Genomic DNA, 22,876 nt, shown 5'->3' with positions numbered 1-22,876 from the left:
TCTTCCCTTGCCTGAATTTCAGACGTGCATCCCACCCTTCTCCACTTCGGCCACATTACTCTCCCTACCTTCGGCGTCCTTGCCGCCGTGGGACTTATGGCCGCACTGGCGCTTAGCTTGCGCACGGCAGCCATTGCAGGGCTTAGTCCCGACCGGCTCTGGAATGCGGGGCTGTTTGTGCTGCTTTCGGCGTTCGTGCTTTCGCGGGTGCTTCTGGTGGTGATGTACCTGCACGCTTTTTTGACCTATCCCATCCTGCTGCTAGCGGTCCCATCGCTGACTCCTCTGGGGCTTCTGCTGACGGGGATTGTCACAGTGCTGTACCTGCGAGTGCGGCGGCTTCCTCTGATGGCGACGCTGGATGCGTGGTCCCCCTGCGCGACACTGATCTGGGCGTTTCTTGCGCTGGGGCATTTTGCCGAAGGCAGCGACCCGGGGCTGGTAACCGCGCTGCCATGGGGCAGGCCGATGATCGCGGGAGGAATTCCGCTCCATCCCGTAGCCCTGTATGCTGCGATTGTGGCGGTGTTGCTGACGGTGGCGCTTTTGCTCCATCTCGGACGGCGGCAAAGGCGCGGCGATACGGCTGCTTTTGCGCTGGCTGCCGGTGGGGTTGCACAGTTTCTGCTGACTTTTCTGCGTCAGCCCGACCCGTCTGCCGAGCTACTCGGCAATCTTCTCGATCCAATTCAGTGGGTTGCCATAGGAATGATCGTTGCGGCTGGAATTATCTGGCTGCGACCACGAAAGCTGGTGTTCGATGCCGTCTAAAAATATGTTGCCCAAGGGCCAGCGCCGCCGCTCCGTCATGGCGGAATACCGCGCCACGCGCGGCGTCGAAGAGACTGAACCCCTACCTGTTCCAGTGCTCGATATTGAAGATGAGACGGAAGATGGAATTCGCACCTTTGCTGCCGACGTAGCGGCTGCCGGACTGCGGCTCGACCAGTATCTGGCGCAGGCGATCCCGGACATCAGCCGGGCGCGGGTGCAGATGCTGATTGAAAACGGCCAGGTACGCGTCGATGGCCAGACCGCCAAGCCGAAGCACAAGCTGCACGGAGGCGAGTCCATCGAGATCGAAGGCGCACCGCATCCGCCGCCGCTTCACGCGATTCCCGAGGACATTCCGCTCGACGTGCTCTACGAAGACCAATACCTTGCCGTCATCAACAAGCCGGCGGGCATGATGGTCCATGCGGGTTCGGGCGCGAGCGAGGATGCGCGGAATCGCGGGACGCTGGTCAATGCCCTCCTCTTTCACTTTGCCAAGCTGTCGGACGTGGGCGGCGAGCTTCGACCCGGCATCGTGCACCGGCTGGACAAGCAGACCAGCGGCATCATCGTGGTGGCTAAGGACGACAGCACCCACCGTAAGCTGGGGGAGATGTTTTCGCAGCGCGAGATTGCCAAGACCTACATCGCGCTGGTCCACGGCCACGTCGCCAAGGACGAGACGACCGTCAACCTGCCGATTGCGCGCGATTTAGTTCGCCGCATACGAATGACGACGCGACGGCCAGATGGGCGCTCGGCTGTCTCACATGTAAAGGTTGTGGAGCGCATCAAGTCCGACTATGGCCAGTTTACGCTGGTCGAGGTTCGCATCGAGACCGGGCGGACGCACCAGATTCGCGTGCATATGCAGTCGCTGGGGCATCCCGTGGTTGGCGACAACCTCTATGGCGCGCCGCACCGCATCGGCGACGGCGAGACCGCCCTGGAGCTCGAGCGAAACTTTCTTCATGCGGCGCATCTGGCCTTTACCCACCCTCAAAGCAAGAAGGTTATGGACATAGACGCTCCCCTGCCCCAGGAGTTGCAGGCATTTCTGGAGAAGATTCGGACGGGCTTTGGGGAAGTTGAGTAAAATCAATGCTTGTGACTGCATCTAACCGTACCCATCGTAGGCCCGGGCTGTTGACCTTTGCTTTGCTGCTCCCAGTTGCATTTGCCGCTGCGCCTTTGCACGCGCAGACAAAAGCGACTCCTCCCAGCCCTCTGTCCACTCCTCTCGCGAATCAACCGGCAGCGCAGTCTACCCCCAATACCACCCCCCAGGGCCAGACTTCGTCGCAGGAAGAGCCGATTACGACCATTCAGGTCCAGGTCAACGAAGTTAACCTGATCTTTACCGTCACCGATAAGAAGGGTCGCTTCATCACCGGGCTGCAGCGTCAGAACTTCGGCCTGCTCGACGACGGACGTCCACCGGAGGCGGTCCTCGGCTTTACGCAGCAGACCAATCTGCCGCTTCGCGTCGGCATTATGCTGGACACCAGCAGCTCGATCCGCCAGCGCTTCCAGTTCGAGCAGGACTCCGCGATCGAGTTCCTGCTTCAGATACTGCACCTCAACGACAAGGCGTTCGTCGAGGGCTTCGATATCGCGACCGACGTAGCGCAGGGCTTCACCAACAACGTCGATCAACTGAACCAAGGCATTCGCAAGCTGCGCCCCGGCGGCGGTACGGCCCTCTACGATGCGCTGTACAAGACCTGCCGCGACCAGATGCTGAACCTGCCTGAACCGGGTTCGGTGCGACGTGCATTGATTCTTGTCTCCGACGGCGACGACAACTACAGCCGGGCGCAGGAGAGCGATGCCATCAAGATGTGCCAGCGCGCCAATACCATCGTGTACGCCATCAGCACCAACGTCAGCCCCAGCCGCGACAAGGGCGACGACGTGCTGAAGGCCATCTCGGAGGCAACTGGCGGGCAAGCCTTCTATCCCACAAAGATCGAGGATGTCGCCGTCGGCTTCCACAACATCGAGCAAGAACTGCGCAGCCAGTACTCGCTGGTCTATCGCCCCGCCGACTTCAAGCAGGATGGCGCGTTCCGGACGATTTACCTACAGGCACTTGATCCGCGATATCACGTCCGCGCACAGAAGGGCTACTTCGCTCCGAAGCCGCCACAATAACTCAGGAACCAGGAGAAGAGAGGCTATGGCTGAAGGCGCAGAGTTGTGGAAACAGGTTGACCGGTACATCACCGATCAACTGATTCCCGCTGATACGGTTCTTGAAGAGGCGCAGGCAGCCAATGTAGCCGCTGGCTTGCCCGCCATCGATGTTGCACCTAACCAGGGAAAGCTATTGCATCTGTTGGCACGCATCGCAGGAGCGCGCAAAATTCTCGAGATCGGGACTCTGGGCGGCTACAGCACCATGTGGCTCGCGAGAGCGCTTCCTGAAGATGGCCGACTCATAACGCTCGAATTCGATGCCAAGCATGCCGAGGTCGCTCGCAGGAACATTGCGCGGGCAGGGCTGGACAAGTTGGTCACAGTGCGGCAGGGAGCTGCGCTCGATACGCTGCCGTTGCTTGTGAAAGAAGGCGAAGGCCCCTTCGACCTGATCTTCATCGACGCCGACAAGAAGAATATTCCGAATTATCTGGCATGGTCCTTGAAGCTCTCCCGCAAAGGGACGCTCATCCTTGTCGACAACGTCATCCGCGACGGCGAGGTCATCGACGCATCCAGTGAAGACCCGAATGTGCTGGGCGCGCGACAACTCTTCGACGTGCTGAAGTCCGAACCCCGACTGCAAGCCACTGCGCTGCAAACAGTTGGCAGCAAAGGCTATGACGGCTTCGCCATGGCTGTCGTCGTCGAGTAGAACGGCCCATCTTCTCGGCTTTGCCTGCTGCGAAATTATGCGGCAGGCAGGAAACTCTAAGGTTGCATCCGTGTCTAACTACACAGGGAGAGCTCCCATGAATATGCGTCTGCGCTTTGCGCTGCCCACCTTTGCCTTGCTCGCTGTTGTGGCCTGTGCGTCACTGACCGGTGCTTCCACTGCGTCGGCACAGCAGCCTGCGGAAATCCAGAACGCGTGGACAGAACTCGCAAATCAGCCCGCCAGCCACACTGCTTTCAGCTTCGACCGCACCATGATGCAGGTGGCGCAGGCACTGCTGCAGTCCGGCGGAATGAGCTCAGAGCGCGCCGCTACTGCGCTGACAGGTATATCCGTCGACAACTACCACTACTCGGAGCCTGCCTTTTACACACCCGAGGTGATGAGCGGCATCATTGCCAGCTATCACGCAGCAGGCTGGAAACACCTGGTCAATGCTAATCAGTCGCCAGAGTCGTCGGCACAGCCCCGCGGCGCCATCACCGACCTCTGGCTGCATAACTCTGGCCCGAACATCAGTGGCGTGGTCGTGCTCACGCGCTCTCCGCGCGATATGAGCATTATCCAGATCACCTGCGATCTGCGCCCGCTCGACCTCGTCCACCTCAGTGGCCACTTCGGTATTCCGAAGGTAGACCCTAACGCCGTGATGGTGCCTGCTCCTGACGGAAGATAACTTCTACCAGCCGTACTGCTCAACCTGCCGCAAAAGCGCCAGCTTTCGTTCCGGAGGCAAGAAACTCGCTTCAACGGAATTCGCTGCAAGCTCGCGCATCTGTTCCAGCGTGAAGCCGTAGCGCTCCTGGGCCAGAATGTACTCTTCCAATAAATTGCTGCCAAACATTGGCGGATCGTCCGAGTTGAGCGTGACCATCAGGCCGGAGTCGAAGTATTGACGCAGCGGATGCTCGTCAAAGCTGGGACAACAGCCGGTTCGGATGTTGCTGGTGACGTTGATCTCCAGCGGAATCTGTTTGTGCGCCAGCACTTCCATTAATTCAGGATCGTGCTGAGCCGAGAGGGCGTGGCCTATGCGTTCGGCACCGATATTGATCGCCGCCCAGATGCTCTCCGGCCCCACCGATTCTCCTGCATGAGCGGTGAGGCGCAGGCCAGCCTGCTTTGCTTCCGCATATAGTTCGCGGAAGAGATCGGCTCCGCCACGGGCCTCATCACCGCCGATGCCGATGCCGATGATGCTGGGATACTTCGGCTGCAACTCCGCCGCCTTGCGAAATACCTTTGCTGCCTCGTCCGCACCGAAGTGACGAACAGCGTCGATGATCCAGAGAATGGTCGTGCCGAACTCCTGCTCGCCGCGGATGCGTCCCCGCTCGATGGCCTCGACGAAAGGCTCGACCTCGGTCTTCTTCCAGTAAAAGATGATTCCGAAGGAGATATACACCTCGGCGTGCATGACTCCCTGGGCCGCCAGCTCCCGAATCATGTTGTAGGTGATCAGTTCGTAGTCCTCTGGCCCGCGCAGGCGCTCGGTGACGGCCTTGAAGGACATGAGGAAGCCAAGAAAGTTCTCGTACTTATAAAGCTCACGAGCGGATTCGAGAGTGAGAGGCCCGGCGTCATGACGACGGCTCAACTCAACCAGCGTCTCCGGCAGGATGGTGCCTTCGAGATGCAGATGCAGCTCTGCCTTGGGAAGTTTGCGGAGCCAGTCGACCACATCGATCTCCGCGTCTCGCTTTGTAGTTCGTTTAGCCATTCGTATTAGTTTAGAGCGGATGCACAGATGGCGTGCCCTGCTGCCTGATGGATCAAATGAAATACAGGGGTCTCTCCACTACGGCGGCAAAAACGCCGCCTTCGGTCGAGATGACGTAAGTTCGCCTTGGTTACGGAGTGCATAAAAAGCACGTCATCTCGACCAAAGCGAAGCGTAGTGGAGAGACCCCTGTATTTGCCTTTTCTTTCTGAAAGCTCAACGGTACATTTGGATTCGACGGTCTTAAGACAGCTTTTGAAAAGGCCCAGCGTGCGCTAACCCTTGTAAAACTCGCTGCGCTTGCGGCTGTAAAAGATATAGACCACCAAGCCAATAATCAGCCAGACGAAGAAGCGAATCCACGTCTTCGCCGGCAGCCCCGCCATCAGCAAGATGCAAAAGAACACCGACAACACCGGAATGACCGGCCCAAAGGGCACACGAAATCCGCGTGGCCGCTCCGGCTGCCGGACGCGCAACACGATCACGCCGATCGAGACCAGCACAAAGGCGAAGAGCGTCCCGATGTTCGACATCTCGGCGAAGGTGCCTACGTCGAAGAGACCCGCCGGAATGGCCACGAGAATTCCCGCGACCCAGGTAGCAAAGGCAGGCGTGCGGAACTTCGGATGAACCCGGCTGAAGACGTCGGGCAGAAGGCGGTCGCGCGACATCGCAAACCAGACCCGAGCCTGTCCCAGTTGGAAGACCAGAATGGATGAGACCATTCCCACCAGTGCGCCAATCAGGACGGCGAGCCGTACCCAGTGCAACCTGTGGCCGCCGGGCGCGGTCATGGCGACCCGCTTCAGCGCGTTGACGACTGGAGCACCGTCTCCGGCGACAGACTGCCAGGGAACCAGGCCGGTCAGCACTACGGCCACGCCGATGTACAGGATGGTGCACACAATCAGCGTTGCGATGATTCCTATGGGAACGTCGCGGCGCGGATTCTTGCACTCCTCGCTCGCCGTGGAGATGGAATCGAAGCCGATATAGGTGAAGAAGATGATCGAGCCGCCCGCGAGGATGCCGCTCCAGCCATTGGGCGAGAACGGCGTGTAGTTGGCCGGGTGAATGAAGCTGAGACCGAAGAAGACGAACAGCAGAATCGCCGCGATCTTAACCAGCACCATAATGTTGTTGGTCCGGGCCGACTCGCGGATGCCGCGCACCAGCACCACGGTCAGCAGCAGCACGATCAAAAATGCGGGGATGTTGAAGCCTGCATGCCACCCTGGGGTGTAGATGTCGTGACCCTGAAGATCTTGCAAGCCAAGCGGCAGATAAGCCGGAGACAGCCATTTGGGCGAGATGCGCAGCCCCATCCAGTCCAGCAGCGCGACCACATGCGCCGCGAAACCGACGCTGACACTCATATTGCTGAAGGCATATTCGAGGATCAGGTCCCAGCCAATGATCCACGCCACCAATTCGCCGAGCGTCGCATAGGTATAGGTGTAGGCCGAGCCCGCAATGGGGATCATCGATGCGAGTTCGGCGTAACAGAGGCCAGTCAGCGCGCAGACGATTGCCACCAGCACCAGCGAAATTGCCAGCGCTGGCCCAGCGCCGGGACGTCCGGCGATGGCTCCGTGGTGCAGCAGCAGATCGATGACGGGCGAATCCGACCACGAGGCCAGTGCAGCGGGGTTGCCGCCAATCGCCACGCCGATGACAGTGAAGATTCCCGACCCGATCACAGCGCCGATGCCGAGCGCAGTCAAAGAGACCGGGCCAAGCGTCTTCTTCAACGCGTGCTCCGGCCTCTCCGATTCAGAGATCAGCTTGTCGATCGATTTGGTACGAAATATCTGTCTGGCCAGCGGGATTGCTCCTCAAACAGAATTATCTGGAGCAGCTTTGACACTCGTCCGAAGCAACTTGCCCTGAGCGGAGCCCTCGGCGGCAAAGGCCGCGCTATCGGTTCCGCTCAGAGCATCGTGCCGTTACCGCTTGCTCTGACCGCGTGAAGCCTTCTTGATCTTGGCCTTGTTCTCGCCGCGAGCGCCGGTGCGCTTTGCCTTGGGGGCGGCCTTCTTGCGTGCTGCGCGCTTTACCTTCTTGCGCTCTTCGGTATCGGTGATGCTCTTGGTATTTGCCATGATTCGGTGCCAATCTTTCTATAAGTGCGATTTTTCAGAACTTTAGAGGCGTTCCAGCTGGGCGAACTTCTCCACCAGCTTCTTCACGCCGTGCTGTTGAAATTGTACTGTAATCTTCGCGTCATCCCCATCGCCTTCGCGGCGAAAGACGGTTCCTTCGCCATACTTGGGGTGGCGGACGCGGGCTCCCTGCTGCAGTCCGGTCTTGCCGGTGGCCTCGGGAATGCCCAGCTTTGGCCGCGAGATCTTCTGTCCGCGGCCAGCAAAGAAGCTCGCAATGTTGTCGATAGACTGCCCCGGAGCAGCAGTTTTGCTGAACTTCGAGCGGCCAGCGCTCGTTGCCGAGCTGCCTGATCCCGACCTTGAGGCGCTCTGGTCTTCGTCTTCGTAGCTGTAATGGCGCTCGCCTGCCTCGGCGTTGCCGCCGCCAAACCGGTTCGCCTTGGGGTATGGAGTGGAGTAGGAATTTCCATAATCCAAGCCTGAGAACTGAGGCCGGGCCGGTGGACTGCCCAGGTCTTCGACCAGACGCGATGGCACCTCCTCAAGAAAGCGCGAAGGGACGCTCGACTCCGGCATGTCGCTGCCGTAGCGGCGACGATAACGGGCGCGCGTCATCACCAGCGTATCCATCGCCCGGGTCATGCCGACATAGCAGAGGCGACGCTCTTCTTCGAGTCCCGTGGGGTCAGTAAATGTGCGCGAGTGAGGAAAGAGTCCCTCCTCCATACCCGCCAGAAAGACCAGCGGAAACTCCAACCCCTTTGCTGCATGCAGCGTCATCAGCGTTACGCGAGCGTCAGAGGAATAAGAGTCAGCATCGCTCACCAGCGCCGCGTGATCGAGAAACTCGTGCAGCGTCTCGCCGCGCTCCTGCGCGTCCTGCGCAGCGTTGGCGAGTTCCTTAAGATTTTCGATCCGCGAAAATGACTCCGGTGTGGCCTCATCTTCCAGCACCCGGATGTAACCACTGCGATCATTCAAAAATTTAATCAACTCAGGCAAGGTGGCCGCATCACCGGGCTTGCGGAAAGCAGGCTTCTCCTGCGCCGCGCCGGATACAACATCTTCACTCTTAGCCGCCGAAGCGGTTCTGCCGCGAGACCCCGCAGCCGATTTCTTCAACACCACTGGCGCAAAAGGATTGAACGAAACAGCGCCAATCTCGTGAGCGGCATCGGAATCGACAGCGTTCTCTGGGGCGATCGTAGAAATCTCTTCACTGGGGCCGAAGTCAAAACCGAAGTTGAAGCTGGTGTCGAATGAAGTATCGGCCTCGTCGTCCACCGCAGGAGCGGCCTCCAGCTCTGCAACATCAAAGGAGGCATCTTCGCTGTCCGCTCCTTGATCCACATCCCCTGCCAAATCTTCGGTGAGCTTCTCGGCAAATCCGGGGCCGAGCATCGCGCGCGCATCTTCGATCAGACGGCGAAAGCCACTCAGCGCAATCAGCGCTCGCTGCGGCAGCAGCTTATCTTCGATCGCGATGCCGATAGCGTCCCATGTACTCATGCCGGAAGAGAGCGCCATCCGCTCCAGCGTCTCCATCGTCGTCTTGCCGATGCCTCGCGGAGGAGAATTGACCACGCGGCTCAGCGCGATGGAGTCGTGCACATTCTGCACCAGCTTCATATAGCTGATGATGTCTTTCACCTCGGCGCGGTCGTAGAAGCTGAATCCGCCGACCATGTGGTACTGAATCTGATATCGGCGCAACGCCTCTTCCACTAATCGCGACTGCGAATTAGTCCGGTACAGTACGGCGCAGCGCGGCGCGTCTTCCTGCTCTCCCGCCGCACGAAGATACTTCTGGATGCGGTCCGCAATGAACAGCGCTTCATTCTCGCCGTCCGGCGCTTCATAGAAGCCAATCAGGGAGCCGCCTTCACGCGAGGTCCAAAGGTTCTTCCCCTTGCGCTGCGTATTCTGCGCAACGACCGCCGACGCTCCTTCGAGGATCACCTGCGTCGAGCGATAGTTCTGCTCCAGCCGAATCGTTCGAACCTTGGGAAAATCTTTTTCGAATTCCAAAATGTTGCGGATGTCGGCGCCGCGCCAGCTATAGATAGACTGGTCCTCATCACCGACGACGCAGACATTTCCCTCCGGCCCGGTCAACAGCTTCATCAACTCGTACTGCGGACGGTTCGTGTCCTGATACTCGTCGATCATCAGATAGCGATAACGGCGATTGTACCTCTCTCTTACCTCGCTTGAAGATTTCAGCAGGCGCACCGTCTCCAGCAGCAGATCGTCAAAGTCCAGCGCATTCGCCTTGAACAATTCCTTGCGATAGATCTCGAAGATGTGCGCGATCTTCTCCTCCATCGGGTTGGCGCTCGCCAGGAAATACTCCTGCGGGTCGATCATGTGGTTCTTCGCCCACGAGATGCGCCCCAGCGCGACACGCGGCTTCAATGATTTGTCATCGATGGCCAAACGTTTTAACGCTTGCTTAACAACTGCCTGCTGGTCGGTCTCGTCGTAGATGGCGAAGGTTCGCGTCAACCCGACGCCGTTGACACGCATGGCTTCGATATCGCGGCGCAGGACACGCACGCAGAAAGAGTGGAAGGTGGCCAGCATGGGCTTCGCCAGCGAAGTATGCCCGAGAATCTTGTCGACTCGCTCGGCCATCTCTTTGGCAGCCTTGTTCGTGAAGGTTACCGCCAGAATCGAGTCCGCCGGAACGCCTCTCTCCTTAATAAGATAGGCGATGCGATGCGTAATCACGCGGGTCTTGCCGCTGCCCGCTCCGGCCAGCAGCAGCACCGGGCCATCGACAGCTTCGACGCCCTCCCGCTGCTGCGGGTTCATATTTGCTACTAACTCCGATGGCATTGCTAAAGCTCCAATCTCAATTTTACGTGTAGGCGCCGCAACAGTTTTTTAACCGTCTGTACATTGAGATTGACGACATGTGATGGGTATCATTGACAACACATGATGTGCATCTATTGATCGGAATAATTCCAGCAAATACTGACGAGTTTTTCTGATACAGCGCACAAATATTTTTCATCGAATGCGGAACAACTCACATCGAAACTGCGTAACCATACACAACGACGAGCTTCCTGATCCATGGCAGAGAGATCCCGTCGTCATCCAGCATCAAGGGAGAAACTCATGCTCCGCCAGAAAACACTTGTCCTCGTTCTCGCCGCCGCTTGCTCTTCGACCATGCTTTACGCTGCGCCATTCGCCAGCATCTTCCACAAAGACAAGAGCACCGCAACCACCAGCAGCAGCTCTGCGGGTGTCAATGTCGATTTCAACAACACCGCCGAGTATCCGCGCCAGATCAAAGTTGGTTCGAAGGTCAAAACATTGGCCTCGCACAAGGTCACGCACATCACGATCCCTGCCGGAACCTCCGTCACCGTCTACAGCAGCATGAAGACACACAATCCCGGGGACGTTCTTGTAGTGGTGGATGCGAGCAAACCGAACCAAACCATCAACGTCGACTAACTATCTTTCCGCGTAGCTCCGCGTCCCTAAAAAACCCAATCCAGATGGGTGCTACGCGTACTTTGCCTTAAACACCCGGCCTGCAAGAAATTCTATGCGTGGCTTATGCCATACCGCGCTCTTTGCGTGGATGGGCGGCCCCGTACCCCAAAACATTGCCGCATCGACAGGAGTGTCCTTATGATTCGCCATTCTCTTTTTGTCACGCCGATTGCCGTAGCCTGCTTGTTTGCATCGCAGGCCCTGTATGCTTCACCCATTAACATGGGCGCTCCCACCAACGCCATGTTCGCTCGATCGAAGACGGTGAAGTTCCAACTCCATAATGCTTCTGCCGCAGCGATGGATCTCAAAGCCGGCGATACAGTCGTAACGTTGAAGGCCGGTGAGACCATCCACCTCGAACTGGCCCCCGGCACGCGCATCGTCACTAACTCGGCCACCGACGCTCACCCAGCGGGGACGATTGTTCTTGAAGTCTCAGCCGGATTCAGCGGATCCACGGTTACGCTCAACTAATTCTCTTCGCATCCCCAGGGCAGGCATCCTATGCCTGCCCTGCTCCACCATAAAACCCCGCAAAATATCTGTGGTAATTTATCGTCCACCGACGGGCGGACGATATTCTAGAGGCATGTCCATTCACAATATTGCCGTCTTTTGCGCATCCGCCAGTGGCGCCGATCCTGCCTATCAAAAAGCTGCCGACGATCTGGGCAAAGCTCTTGCCGCACATGATATCGGCGTTATCTACGGCGGAGCCAAAGTAGGTCTCATGTGCGCCGTCGCGGAATCTGCATTGACACACGGAGGGCGCGTCGTTGGCGTCATTCCCGAGGTCCTCGTCGATCTTGAAGTAGCACACCACGGCATCACCGAACTGCACGTCGTCGACACCATGCACACGCGCAAAGCCCTGATGGGCGAGAAGTCCGATGCATTCATCATCATGCCCGGCGGTTTTGGAACGCTCGAAGAGATGTTTGAAGTGCTCGCCTGGCAGACACTCAAGCTGCACAACAAACCAATCGTGCTCTTGAACATCAACGGCTTCTACAACCAGCTGCTGAACTTCCTCAACCATGCTGTGGCCGAGGGAATGCTGAAGCAGAAGAGCTGCGAGATCCTCCTCGTCGCCAACAGCGTCGAAGAAGCACTCGCTGTCCTGAGCATCGGGTAATAGACCCTATCAATTTCCTCGATGCGCGCGGTTATCGCCTATTCCTTGCGTTTAATGAGCTCTATCTCGAAAATAAATATGTATACGAAATACATATTTAAAAAGGGAGAAAATTTATGCTCCAACAACAAAAGGAAATCGTTCAGGCTACCGTCCCCGTTCTTCAGCAGCACGGCGAAACCATCACGACCGAGTTCTACCGCACGCTCTTCGATGAAAATCCATCCCTGTTCGACATCTTCAATCCTGCAAACCAGCAGAACGGTGGACAGGCGCGCAGCCTCGCGGCCTCCATCCTTGCCTATGCGGCCCACATCGACAAGCTCGACAAGCTTGGCGGCATGGTCAACCGCATCACGCACAAACACGCCAGCCTCGAAGTTCAGCCCGAGCACTATCCCATTGTCGGCGATCATCTGCTGCGCGCCATTCGCACCGTGCTTGGCGAGGCCGCTACACCCGCGGTGATCGATGCCTGGGGAGCAGCGTACGGTCAGCTTGCGAAGATCATGATCGGAGAAGAACAGAAACTTTACACCGAAGGTCAGCAGCAGCCCGGCGGATGGGCCGGTTATGCTCCGCTCAAGGTCGAGCGCAAGGTGGTGGAAAGTGAGACCATTACATCGTTCCACCTCGTATCTCCCACGGGCGCATCGTTGCCGCCGTTCCAGCCGGGACAGTATCTCGGCGTCAAAGCGCACGTTCCCGACTCTGCCTTCACGCAGATCCGCCAGTACAGCCTCTCGAAGATTGCCGATGGCCGCACCTACCGTATCAGCGTCAAACGTGAAACTGCACCAGCGCACATCGCAGCAGCGGAAAACGGCCTCATCTCCAATCACCTTCACGAGTCGGTGCACGAGGGCGACACCATCCTGGCGCATGTGCCACAGGGCGACTTCGTTCTGCGTGACAACAGCAAGCCCGTGGTGCTTCTGAGCGGAGGCGTCGGCATCACTCCGGCCATCTGCATGTTCGAGCACCTCGCACGCAACTCCAACTCGCGCCCTGTGCTGTTTGTTCATGCCACAACGCAGCGAAGACACCATGCCTTCCGCGACGAGGTTCGCGCGCTTGCCGCTGCCCACCCGCATACCCGCGCTCTTGTTTACTACGAGAAGGTATCGCCAGCCGACGTGCAAGGCTGCGACTTCGATGTGGAGGGCCGCCTTACAGTCGACTCCCTGCGTCCTTATCTCTTTGAACAGGCTACCGATTTCTATTACTGCGGACCGGTGGGATTCATGGCAGCCGTCGAGAGGATTCTCGATGAACTGAACGTTCTCCTCGCCGACCGTTATAGTGAAGCATTCGCTCCTGATCCGTCCTTCGTGACGGAACTGGCGAACGCCTAAATTATCGGAGCCGTTCTTTCATGCGTATCAACCGCTTTTCGGACCTGGCCCTGCGGCTGCTGATGTATCTCGGCAGCCGCCCCGAGCCCATGCAGGCCACGGTCACTGTCCGTGCCGCCGCTGGCATGTTCAACGTTCCCTATGCTCATCTGGTTAAGGTGGCGCACCAATTAGGGCAGCAGGGATTTCTCATCACCAGCAAAGGAGCAGGCGGAGGGTTGCGGCTGGCGCGCGCTGCCGAGTCGATCTCCGTTGGTGAGATTCTGCGGGTAGTCGAACCTGGAGACTCTGTCATTGACTGCTACTCCCAACTCTGCCCGCTTGCCGGGGCATGCATCCTCAAAGGCGCGCTCGATAGCGCCTACGCCGCCTTCCTCGACAAGCTCGACGAATATTCGCTCGCCGCAGTCGCACGCACACCGCGCCTGCAGAAGCTGGTCTATCTCAAGCCGGGAGAGGTCAGCCCTTCGCCGCGCACTCCGCGCACTGGCAAACGCGCCGCAGATAATCCCACGAGTAAATCCCGGACTCGTGCCCGTCGTTCCATTTAAATTTCAACGCATACTTGCCCACCGGAGTTACTTCGACCGGCCGCGCTGGCGCCTCATACATCGCCAGCAGCGCCTGTGGCTTGGGCTTTGCCGCACCCGGCTTGCGCCCGCTCTTTTCGCGCTCTTCATGGCAGGTCGCGCAGGGGCAGGCATTGCGAAGCCACGCGAAATTCCAGGAGCTGTGATGACCATCCTTCCAGTCGATCTCGACGCCGGTCCCCTCGGTCTTCATGACGCGCACCTTCTTCGGAGTCACGGCGTCCGCGTGCAATTGCTTTTCTTCGGCGGCCTCGCGCTGAGCATCGTCCGCGCTCACTATCCGAATTCCTTCGTGGCTCATACTCCTTTTACCTCTTTCAGCGCGTCGCGATCGAAGCGCAGCTTCAACACCAGGATGCTCATCGCCAGCACAAATGTCACCGCATTGGCCGCGATGATGGGCTTAGAGCGCAGTAGCACACCGTAGGTCAGCCATAGCGCCGTTCCAACCGAGAAGATCAAAAACATCCCCAACGAAATCTCTCTCGCCGAGCGCAGCCGCAGCACGCGGATCAACTGCGGAAGAAAAGATACCGTAGTGCAGGTGGCCGCAACGTAGCCGATAAAATCGATTGTGTCCTGTCGCATTAGCGCTGTCTCCAGAAGAAATAGGCCGAAATAACACATCCCGTGATTACCACGATCATACGCAGAACCTCTGGGTTCATGCGCCGCGCATAGCGTGCGCCGATATACCCTCCCGCTGCAGCAAACATCATTGAGATCAGGCAATAATGCCACAAGACCGCTCCGCGCACGATAAAGGTGATGATGGCCACAAAGTTCGAAAGGCAGGCGGCGACAATCTTCATGGCGTTCAGCGAGTGCATCTCCTCCACGCCGAACAAGGCAAGCACCGTCATGACAAGAAAACCACCACCCGCGCCAAAGTATCCGATATAGAAGCAGATAGGAAACAATGAGCAAAACAGCGGAAGATATCGTGGAGTACGTTCCGCATGAGGCTCCGCAGAGCGAGCCCGCAGCCAGCGCGATACTGGTCCGCTGATCCCGAAGATCACCGCTCCCATCAACAACAGCCACGGAATGAGATACAGAAACGTGACCTGGTTCGTCCGCAGCAGAACTTCAGCTCCGGTCAATCCTCCAAGGATCGAAGCGAGCACGATAACCGGCAGCAGGTCTTTGCGAACATCCGACTTCAACGTAGCCAGCGAGGTCAACTGCCCCGGCCACAGAGCCACTGTATTCGTCGCATTCGCCTGAACCGGTAGCACTCCCATCGACAGCATCGCCGGAAACGACAAAAACGAGCCGCCGCCCGCCATAGCATTCATCACGCCAGCGAACGACGAGGCCGTGACCAGCCAAAGATAGTGCCAATGCGAGCTAAAACCGAAGAGCATCCATCTTCAATTGTATTTGCTAACCGTGTCTTCACTCCGCGAAGACGGGCATCTCCGGCGTAGCCGCAATCAGCCCACGGGTGTACTCGTGCCGCGGAGCCTCGCAAACCTGCTCGCAGTCTCCATACTCCACCAGCCGCCCGCGCTGCATCACGGCGACGCGATCGCAAAGATAGCGCACCAGCGGCATCGAATGCGAGATGAACAGATAGGTGAGCCCGTACTTTCGCTGTAACTCGCGCAGCAGGTTCACCACCTGCGCCCCGACCGAGACATCCAGCGCACTGACCGGCTCGTCCAGCACCAGAAACTCCGGCCGCAGCGCCAGGGCACGCGCAATATTGATGCGCTGCCGCTGACCGCCGCTGAACTCGTGCGGATAACGCTCCAGCGCGGACACATCCAGCCCGACCTCCTGCAACATCCCTTCCAGATGCTCTCTGGAAGCAATCCCTTGCTCGCCATGAATCGCAAATGGCTCGGCCAAAATCTGGCTGACTTTCATACGCGGATTCAGTGCAGCATAGGGATCCTGAAAGACGATCTGCATCCGGCGCCGCAGACCTCGCATCTCCCGCGCAGACGCTGCAAGCAAATCCACCCCGTCATACAAGACCAAGCCCGCCGTCGGCTCAATCAGGCGCAGCAATATTCGCGCCACCGTGCTCTTGCCAGAGCCGGACTCTCCCACCAGCCCCATCGTCTCGCCCCGGCGAATCGCAAAGGATACATCATCCACCACGCGCGACGCACCGCCATCGCGTGAATATTCCTTCACCAGCCCTCGCGCCTCCACCAGCACCGCCGCATCCATCGACATAGCCGGATGGTAGCATCGAAATTCAGGAGCTTGCTCAGCGCAATGACGATATCCCCCCTCTCTCTTGCCGGAAAAACCGCCCTCGTTACGGGAGCCAGTTCCGGGCTGGGCTGTGCGACTGCGGTGGCCCTCGCCCAACAGGGAGCAAATATTGTCGTCACCGCCCGCCGCGAAGAGCGCCTTCGCCAGCTCTGCGCCGAGATCGAAGCTCTAGGCACAAAGGCCGTCTTCTTTACTGGAGACGCCGCCAAAGAAGCCACAGCCCAGCAGGCCATCGCGCTCGCCATCGCTACCTTTGGCCACCTCGACATCCTCATCAACAACGCCGGTGCCGGGAACTACAAAAATCTCGTCGATACCTCAGCCGAGGAGTACGACGCCCTGATGAACGCCAATGTGAAGTCGGGCTTCCTCTTCTCCCGCCACGCGGCTCCGCACATGATCGAGCAAAAACATGGCACGATCGTCTTTATCTCATCCGTCGCCGGGTTACAGGGAGTCGCCGGAGAAGCCGTCTACTCTGCCAGCAAATTCGCACAGGTAGGCTTCGCGCAATCGCTGGACGCCGAGCTGCGCAAACACGGCATCAAGGTCGGAGCCATCTGTCCCGGAGGCATGAAGACGGAGTTCGCCGTTGGAAACGGCCGCACCGAAGACTACGTCCGCAACTCCCACATGATGGAGCCGCAGGAAGTTGCCGAGGCCATCGTCTTCGCCTGCCTCCAGCCTCCCAACGTCCGCATTCCTCAGATGACCGTCCGCCACATGGGCTGATCTCGGCCAATAAGCAGCCACGCACGTCCTCCTCGCTTCAGTTTTTTTATAATGAAGTCATGTCGAAGCGTGAATTTCAAACCGAAGTCAGTCAGCTACTCCAGCTCATCATCCACTCTCTCTATTCGCATCCAGAGATCTTCCTGCGAGAGCTCATCTCCAACTCCTCCGATGCGCTCGATAAGCTGCGCCACCTGACCCTTACCGACGATATCTACAAGGCGCTCCCCTTCAACCCTCGCATCGATCTCGAGCTCGACGAGGAAAAAGGCACTCTCACCATCGCCGACACCGGCATCGGCATGAATGAAGAGGACCTCATCTCTCACCTCGGCACCATCGCCCGCTCTGGAACGAAAAACTTCCTCGCGCAGCTCTCCGGCGACGCGAAGAAAGATTCAAATCTCATCGGCCAGTTCGGAGTAGGTTTCTACAGCGCCTTCATGGTGGCTGATCGCATCGAGGTCGTCTCCCGCAAGGCCGGGAAAGAGCAGGCATGGCACTGGGTGAGCGACGGCAAGACTGGCTTCGAGATCGAGCCCGCAGAGCGCTCAGTTGCCGGCACCACCATCCTTCTTCACTTCAACGAAGAAGGCAAGCCGTACGCCAATAGCTGGCGCCTGCGGGAGATCGTGAAGAAGTACTCCAACCACATCGCCTTCCCCATCTTCCTGACCTACGACAAGAGCGAGTGGAACGAAGCCGAAAAGAAGTCCGATAAAGTCCGCACCACCGAACAGGTCAACGCTGCCAGCGCCCTCTGGCGTCGCCCCAAAAATGAACTCACCGACGAGGATTACAAGGAGCTGTACAAATCCATCTCCGGCGATTCGCAGGACCCGCTCTTCTGGTTTCACACCCGCGCAGAGGGAACGCTGGACTACACCACGCTGTTCTACATTCCCGCGAAGGCCCCGCTCGATCTCTACCAGGCCGAATACAAGGTCGGCGTAAAGCTCTACGTGAAGCGCGTCTTCATCATGGATGACGCCAAAGAGCTTCTCCCCCAGTACCTGCGCTTCGTTCGCGGCATCATCGACAGCGAAGACCTTCCCCTCAACGTCAGCCGCGAGATTCTCCAGCAGAATCGCGTGCTCACGAGCATCCGCACCGCCAGCGTCAAAAAGATCCTCTCCGAGCTGAAGAACATCGCAACCAATCAGCCCGAAAAATATCTGGAGTTCATCACCCAGTACAACCGTCCACTCAAAGAAGGGCTCTACAGCGACTTCGCCAATCGCGAGACGCTGCTCGACCTCATCCGCTTCAAGACCACCAAGGTAGATGGCCTGACCAGCCTCGCCGACATAAAGTCGCGCATGAAGGAAGGCCAGAAGAGCATCTACTACATCACGGGCGGCTCCGAATCCTTGCTGCGCACCTCGCCTCTTCTCGAGATCTACAAGAAGAAAGATATTGAAGTTCTCATCCTCGATGACGATGTCGACGAGATTGTCTTCTCCGGCATCGACAAGTACGGCGACATCGATCTCAAAGCCGTCAACAAGGCATCGACCGGCGACGACCTGAAGGACGAAGCCGAGCCCGAGGCAGACAAGGCCGAAGCGTTGAAGCCGCTCCTCGACAAGCTGAAGGCCGCGCTGGGCGACCGCGTCAAGGATGTGCGCGCCTCCGTGCGGCTCGCCGACAGCCCCTCCTGCATCGTCTCCGACGAAGAGGAGCCATCCCTGCAGATGCAGCAGATGCTGCGTGCCATGGGCCAGAAAGACATTCCTGCGCCCAAGCCCACGCTCGAGATCAATCCCGATCACGAGATCGTCAAGAAACTGCTTGCGCGTTCCGACGACGCCGTCACCCAGGATGCCGCATGGATGCTCTTCGATCAGGCCCTGCTGATGGAAGGCGTACCCCTGCAAGACCCCGCCGCCTTCGTCCAACGACTCAACCGCGTTCTCAATCTCTCGATTTAAAAAAAGAAAATTAAATCAACAAAATTAAATAAGAAGGGGCTGCGCACATACGCAGCCCCATTTATTACAAAAGCCAATCAACTGACTATCAAAATTTGTAGGTTGACACATAAAGTGGAACATCGCGCATTGATAGCAAGAGAGCTAAACGGCCAGCCGCAATAGATTCCACCCACCTTCTGTGATCGAAATCTCATGTGATGCCTTATGGCACAGTGATGGCGGTGCGATGTTTCCAAAGTTGAGAACCGGGGCATTGACAACTCGCCCTCACCCTTCGGGGTGTGGACGAGTTTTTGCTCTTTTTCCCTTTGTGGAGCGAAACGTATCGCGTGCTTCCTTCGCCATCTTTGTAACGAGCCAGGCCGAAAGGCATAAGCAGGCAATTGCGTAAATGGTCAGAAGGATCTCGAAGTTCTTTCCTATCCAGTAGACACGGCGCGAGGGCCAAAGAAGTACGCAGATTACTGCACAAGTGGGGAGGCAGATGATTGCCCCTTCAATCAAATTCAATACCCCAAAGATGCTGGCGGCAGGATCGATGGCGCTATTTCGATCCCAGAAGGGGATAGAGAGTCCATCTTCGTTCAGCAGCCATTCCAGGTTGTTCTCGATGTATCGGGAGAGCGCGATACTAATTAGCATGTGATCGCCAAAGAAGGCCGCTGCACTCAACGATATAAAAGGGATGAGCCAAAGAATATTAATAATTAGAGGATTGGAATGAAACCCCTGAATCACAAAACCGAAAATAGCGGCTAACCCAACTACATACGCTGTCAATACCTGCTGCTTCAATTCGATCCGTTGCCTAAATTCCGAACGAACGATGTCCAGGTATTTGATGATCCGATCGTACTGTTGAGGAGTCATGCTCATCTTGTGCACCTCACCGACTACCTCAGACATCGTCTGACTAAGTATCCAGCAAATTACATCAGAAACGGGTCGCTCATGCCATATTTGATTATGCGGAATTGATCGTTATCAACTCTTCTTGTCAGCGGTCGGATTTGCTTGTAGCGCTGTCACTTTCGGCGATCACCAGATCCCATGGCTGGATCGACAGAACCTGACCTGGACTCAAAGCTCTTTTCGTCAGCAGATCATGTGCGGGCGCTCCGGCATATTTCACGGCGACAGGTGAGGAAGAGTAGTTGAGCATATACGTGAGGGCCTTTCCGGATGCGTTCAATCCACTTTTCACGCGAATGGAGGATACAGGGGCTTCCGCATCAAAAGGTATACCGCTATCCTGTAGAGCCCGCTGCACGACCGCCTGCTGCAATTGCTCAGAGAGAGTTGTTCCCTCATAGATAAGCGTGCCCGTTCCGAACTGGTTTTCTGTGATCGCGGGCCAACGTCCGAAGAACGGGTGATCATAGGTGGCGAGCGCCTTCGCTGTGGTAGGTTGAAGGAATTCCGCCCATTGGCTCACCATGTTTCCCTCAGTCACATGAAAGGGATTGCCGCGAAGAGGAAGCGGCTTCTCAAGATTGGAGAACTCCTGGTAAGTGAAGCCGGCAGCATCGCGTAGCGGACCGGGCGCCTTCTCCCAACGCACGGCTGAATTCTCGTTCGTAAATCCGCTTTTGAAGGTCATAAGTACGTGTCCGCCATCGTGCACGTAATCCGAGATACGTTTGAGCAAGGCATCGTCTGCGACGTAGAGCGAAGGAACAATCAGCAGCTTGTACTGAGAAAAGTCGGCCGTCGTGGGGAAGACGAAATCCGCACCCACGTTCGCCTTGTAGAGAGCGTTGTGTAGTTGTTGGACCGTGGCGCCATATGCGCCCGCCGCTTTACCTGGCGTCCAATTGAGCTCGGCATGAGTGTAAGGCATAAAGGCGAGCGCATTGCTGGAGTCGGGACTGTAGAGGATTGCGACGTCATTGCGGATCTTCATGTTCACGATCTGCGGCCCGATCACCTGCAGTTCATGCGCGATACGGCTTACCTCGGCATAGGCCCGGTTCGGCTCCAGATCGTGGCCCAGCACGCCCTTCCAGTAGGTCTCCTGCCCCGCGTGAATTGAGTGCCAGTGCCAGTACTCGACCATGTTGGCGCCGCTGGAAATATCGGTGTACACATCCAACCGGAGCTGCCCATCATAAGGCGGGAACTGCATCGTCGAGTCCCATCCAAGTGTCTGTGCGTTGGTCTCGGTAACGAGGAAGTTCTGGTGCTTAAGTGAGCGGGAAAAGTCGCCCTGCAACGCCTGCCACGCACCGTCCATATGGTCTTGCGTGCCATGGTATGGATTATTCGCGACGACATCGAGCACCTTCGCGACCTCGGGCTCGTTGACGTCGAGGCGCATCATGGAGCCGAAGTCCTGGGTAACAAACTGATCGGGCCTGCGATGTGCGCGTACGAGTGCGGCTTGCCATGCAAGAAAGTTGGTGACGCGATCCTGCTCAAAGCGCGACCACTCGAGCTTGTAGCTGGTGCTGGTGGCGTTGTCGCGGGTGGGCATGTCGTTCCAGTCATTCACATCCTGCCCCCAGTAGTTTAGGAACCAGGCCTTGTTTAGCGCGTCGGTGGTGCCGAACTTCTTCTTAAGGCGTTCGACAAACTCTTGGAATACCTGTGGGTTTGAGGCGCCGTAGGAGCTGGTCTCGTTATCGATCTGCCAGCCGATGACAGTGGGATTGTCCTTGTAGTGGCTAACCATGTTGACGATGAGGCGCTCGGCAGATCGACGGTAGTTCGGGTCGTCAGTGTTCATGTTCTGCCGCATGCCATAGCCGACGCTGGCTCCGCCAAGAGGTCGGGCGAGGATCTCGGGATGCGCCTTCCACATCCAGGTGGGGATGGAGTAGGTGGGCGTTCCCATGATGACTTTGATACCGGCCTTGCCCATAGCATCGACGATGCGGTCCATCCACGCGTATTCAAATTGTCCGTCCGCCGGTTCCCACAGGCTCCATGTGGATTCGCCCATGCGCACAACGCTGATGCCGGCTGTTTTCATCAGCGCGACATCTTTCTCAAGTCGGCCTGGCTGCAGGTCAGCCGGCATGTACTCGTTGTAGTAGGCCGCGCCGTACAACACGTTGGGCATGATCGCGCCAGGCGGCGGGGCCGTTTGTTGTTGCGCCGACATGGCAGAAGGCAGCCCCAGAAGTGCTGCAACGCAAAACCGGGCGAGGTTCGATCTCATCAGTACAGTCCTCTGTGGGCTTTTCATAACGTCTCCTTGCTGATTGAACATCGCGGCACTGGCAGTCTTCACAACGCGGCAACTTCGCTAAGGACGCGCAACGCATTGATCGTACGAGGATAGCCGATAAATGGCAGCCACTGGGTCAGGACGTCGATCAGCCATGCGCGGTCGTTGCCCACATGGCCTTGATCTTCACTTCGCAACCGCCAAGCGAGTCTAGCATTCTCAAGGTGAGCAACTCGCGTGTGGTACGTCGACGCCGGTGCGCGTGTAGTGGCCGCCGAAGCGGTTCGCTGACAGAAGGTGCTGGAGGTGCATCCGGTCCAGAGCGAGGATTTGAAGATTTTCTCGATAGCGAAGCTATCTAAGCACACGAAAATTCGATCTTCCAAGTACCTCAACGACCTCATCGAACAGGACCATCGTGAGATCAAGTTCGGAACCAGACCGATGCTTGGCTTCAAAAAATTGAAGATCCGTCGCCATCACCATAGGCGCCCTTGAATCGCTCCGTCGTATTTACAAGAACCAGCTTGCCCTGGGCCGGCGGAGGCGCAAAGGCCAAGCTACGCCTTCGATCTGGAATGAAGTGCCCGCAGCCCTGTTGCATTAGCTCTGTTGATGCAGTGTGGCTAGAACTTCTTTGATCAAGCGGCGATTGTGAAGACGTCGAACAGTACCAACGTACGCACCGACCAGGATGATCTCTAAAGGAAAACTACGGCGCTTGAACCTTCTTGGCCAC

At 57.6% G+C, this 22,876-nt stretch carries 22 protein-coding genes and 1 pseudogene; 13 read left to right on the top strand and 10 right to left on the bottom strand.

What is annotated here, in order from left to right:
- The first annotated feature begins 24 nt into the window (after nucleotides 1-24).
- The 5 genes from GSQ81_RS16280 (at nucleotide 25) to GSQ81_RS16260 (ending at nucleotide 4,325) form a co-directional block, all read left to right on the top strand.
- The gene (locus GSQ81_RS16280) at nucleotides 25-771 is read left to right on the top strand and encodes a prolipoprotein diacylglyceryl transferase (RefSeq protein WP_158911704.1); all 747 of its coding nucleotides are present in this window, start codon (nucleotides 25-27) and stop codon (nucleotides 769-771) included.
- A complete protein-coding gene (locus GSQ81_RS16275; RefSeq protein WP_158911703.1) occupies nucleotides 761-1,870 on the top strand; it encodes an RluA family pseudouridine synthase in 1,110 nt (369 codons plus the stop codon). The genes GSQ81_RS16280 and GSQ81_RS16275 overlap by 11 nt, the downstream gene beginning before the upstream one ends.
- 5 nt (nucleotides 1,871-1,875) lie before the next feature.
- Complete coding sequence (locus GSQ81_RS16270) at nucleotides 1,876-2,928, top strand: VWA domain-containing protein (RefSeq protein WP_174237973.1); 1,053 nt, start codon at nucleotides 1,876-1,878, stop codon at nucleotides 2,926-2,928.
- Nucleotides 2,929-2,953: 25 nt separating this feature from the next.
- Entirely contained in the window at nucleotides 2,954-3,628 is a 675-nt protein-coding gene (locus GSQ81_RS16265; RefSeq protein ID WP_158911702.1) for an O-methyltransferase, read from the top strand.
- A 97-nt stretch (nucleotides 3,629-3,725) separates the two neighbouring features.
- On the top strand, nucleotides 3,726-4,325 hold the full coding sequence (locus GSQ81_RS16260; RefSeq protein WP_254060245.1) for a hypothetical protein: 600 nt from the start codon (nucleotides 3,726-3,728) through the stop codon (nucleotides 4,323-4,325).
- Nucleotides 4,326-4,328: 3 nt separating this feature from the next.
- Here GSQ81_RS16260 and add read toward each other — a convergent pair whose 3' ends face one another.
- From add to GSQ81_RS16245, 4 genes are all read right to left on the bottom strand, one after another.
- Nucleotides 4,329-5,369 carry an adenosine deaminase gene (add, locus tag GSQ81_RS16255; protein WP_158911701.1) on the bottom strand — a complete coding sequence of 347 codons (1,041 nt, stop codon included), beginning with the start codon at nucleotides 5,367-5,369 and terminating at the stop codon, nucleotides 4,329-4,331.
- Nucleotides 5,370-5,644: 275 nt separating this feature from the next.
- Entirely contained in the window at nucleotides 5,645-7,156 is a 1,512-nt protein-coding gene (locus GSQ81_RS16250) for an amino acid permease (RefSeq protein WP_254060311.1), read from the bottom strand.
- Between the two features lie 162 nt (nucleotides 7,157-7,318).
- On the bottom strand, nucleotides 7,319-7,474 hold the full coding sequence (locus GSQ81_RS19735; RefSeq protein ID WP_174237972.1) for a hypothetical protein: 156 nt from the start codon (nucleotides 7,472-7,474) through the stop codon (nucleotides 7,319-7,321).
- Nucleotides 7,475-7,516: 42 nt separating this feature from the next.
- Nucleotides 7,517-10,315 carry an ATP-dependent helicase gene (locus GSQ81_RS16245; protein WP_254060244.1) on the bottom strand — a complete coding sequence of 933 codons (2,799 nt, stop codon included), beginning with the start codon at nucleotides 10,313-10,315 and terminating at the stop codon, nucleotides 7,517-7,519.
- A 288-nt stretch (nucleotides 10,316-10,603) separates the two neighbouring features.
- On the opposite strand from GSQ81_RS16245, the gene GSQ81_RS16240 reads away from it, so the two are divergent.
- The 5 genes from GSQ81_RS16240 (at nucleotide 10,604) to GSQ81_RS16220 (ending at nucleotide 14,034) form a co-directional block, all read left to right on the top strand.
- The gene (locus GSQ81_RS16240; protein WP_158911700.1) at nucleotides 10,604-10,948 is read left to right on the top strand and encodes a hypothetical protein; all 345 of its coding nucleotides are present in this window, start codon (nucleotides 10,604-10,606) and stop codon (nucleotides 10,946-10,948) included.
- 180 nt (nucleotides 10,949-11,128) lie between these two features.
- Entirely contained in the window at nucleotides 11,129-11,467 is a 339-nt protein-coding gene (locus GSQ81_RS16235) for a hypothetical protein (RefSeq protein WP_158911699.1), read from the top strand.
- A 115-nt stretch (nucleotides 11,468-11,582) separates the two neighbouring features.
- Entirely contained in the window at nucleotides 11,583-12,128 is a 546-nt protein-coding gene (locus GSQ81_RS16230) for a TIGR00730 family Rossman fold protein (protein WP_158911698.1), read from the top strand.
- Nucleotides 12,129-12,244: 116 nt separating this feature from the next.
- Nucleotides 12,245-13,483 (top strand): NO-inducible flavohemoprotein, encoded by a 1,239-nt coding sequence (gene hmpA / locus GSQ81_RS16225; RefSeq protein ID WP_158911697.1) that lies wholly within the window; start codon nucleotides 12,245-12,247, stop codon nucleotides 13,481-13,483.
- A gap of 20 nt (nucleotides 13,484-13,503) precedes the next feature.
- A complete protein-coding gene (locus GSQ81_RS16220) occupies nucleotides 13,504-14,034 on the top strand; it encodes an Rrf2 family transcriptional regulator (RefSeq protein ID WP_158911696.1) in 531 nt (176 codons plus the stop codon).
- On the opposite strand, the gene GSQ81_RS16215 is transcribed toward GSQ81_RS16220, so the two are convergent.
- Genes GSQ81_RS16215 through GSQ81_RS16200 form a run of 4 tightly spaced genes read right to left on the bottom strand, consistent with a single transcriptional unit; the run spans nucleotide 13,943 to nucleotide 16,254 of the window.
- The gene (locus GSQ81_RS16215; RefSeq protein WP_158911695.1) at nucleotides 13,943-14,374 is read right to left on the bottom strand and encodes a DUF971 domain-containing protein; all 432 of its coding nucleotides are present in this window, start codon (nucleotides 14,372-14,374) and stop codon (nucleotides 13,943-13,945) included. The two genes, GSQ81_RS16220 and GSQ81_RS16215, sit on opposite strands and share 92 nt — an antisense overlap.
- Nucleotides 14,371-14,661 (bottom strand): SemiSWEET transporter, encoded by a 291-nt coding sequence (locus tag GSQ81_RS16210; protein ID WP_158911694.1) that lies wholly within the window; start codon nucleotides 14,659-14,661, stop codon nucleotides 14,371-14,373. Before GSQ81_RS16210 ends, GSQ81_RS16215 begins: the two co-directional genes overlap by 4 nt.
- Nucleotides 14,661-15,440, bottom strand: a complete 780-nt coding sequence (locus tag GSQ81_RS16205) for a sulfite exporter TauE/SafE family protein (RefSeq protein WP_158911693.1) — start codon at nucleotides 15,438-15,440, stop codon at nucleotides 14,661-14,663. Before GSQ81_RS16205 ends, GSQ81_RS16210 begins: the two co-directional genes overlap by 1 nt.
- A 31-nt stretch (nucleotides 15,441-15,471) precedes the next feature.
- Nucleotides 15,472-16,254 carry an ATP-binding cassette domain-containing protein gene (locus tag GSQ81_RS16200; RefSeq protein WP_158912289.1) on the bottom strand — a complete coding sequence of 261 codons (783 nt, stop codon included), beginning with the start codon at nucleotides 16,252-16,254 and terminating at the stop codon, nucleotides 15,472-15,474.
- A 48-nt stretch (nucleotides 16,255-16,302) separates the two neighbouring features.
- Here GSQ81_RS16200 and GSQ81_RS16195 point away from each other — a divergent pair, with 48 nt between their 5' ends.
- On the top strand, nucleotides 16,303-17,034 hold the full coding sequence (locus GSQ81_RS16195; protein WP_158911692.1) for an SDR family oxidoreductase: 732 nt from the start codon (nucleotides 16,303-16,305) through the stop codon (nucleotides 17,032-17,034).
- A gap of 59 nt (nucleotides 17,035-17,093) precedes the next feature.
- Nucleotides 17,094-18,965 (top strand): molecular chaperone HtpG, encoded by a 1,872-nt coding sequence (htpG, locus tag GSQ81_RS16190; RefSeq protein WP_158911691.1) that lies wholly within the window; start codon nucleotides 17,094-17,096, stop codon nucleotides 18,963-18,965.
- Between the two features lie 270 nt (nucleotides 18,966-19,235).
- Here the strand turns inward: htpG and GSQ81_RS16185 are convergent, their stop codons facing one another.
- On the bottom strand, nucleotides 19,236-19,874 hold the full coding sequence (locus GSQ81_RS16185) for a hypothetical protein (RefSeq protein WP_158911690.1): 639 nt from the start codon (nucleotides 19,872-19,874) through the stop codon (nucleotides 19,236-19,238).
- Nucleotides 19,875-19,965: 91 nt separating this feature from the next.
- Complete coding sequence (locus tag GSQ81_RS16180) at nucleotides 19,966-22,155, bottom strand: beta-galactosidase (protein ID WP_254060243.1); 2,190 nt, start codon at nucleotides 22,153-22,155, stop codon at nucleotides 19,966-19,968.
- A gap of 354 nt (nucleotides 22,156-22,509) precedes the next feature.
- Between GSQ81_RS16180 and GSQ81_RS16175 the strand changes: the two are divergent.
- Nucleotides 22,510-22,605, top strand: a pseudogene (locus tag GSQ81_RS16175) (IS6 family transposase); the annotation flags it as partial.
- Nucleotides 22,606-22,876 lie beyond the last annotated feature (271 nt).

It is taken from the genome of Granulicella sp. L56, assembly GCF_009765835.1.
Classification (GTDB): Bacteria; Acidobacteriota; Terriglobia; order Terriglobales; family Acidobacteriaceae; genus Edaphobacter.
The sequence above is the reverse complement of the archived record's forward strand: the minus strand, read 5'-3'. Positions and strand labels throughout refer to the sequence as shown.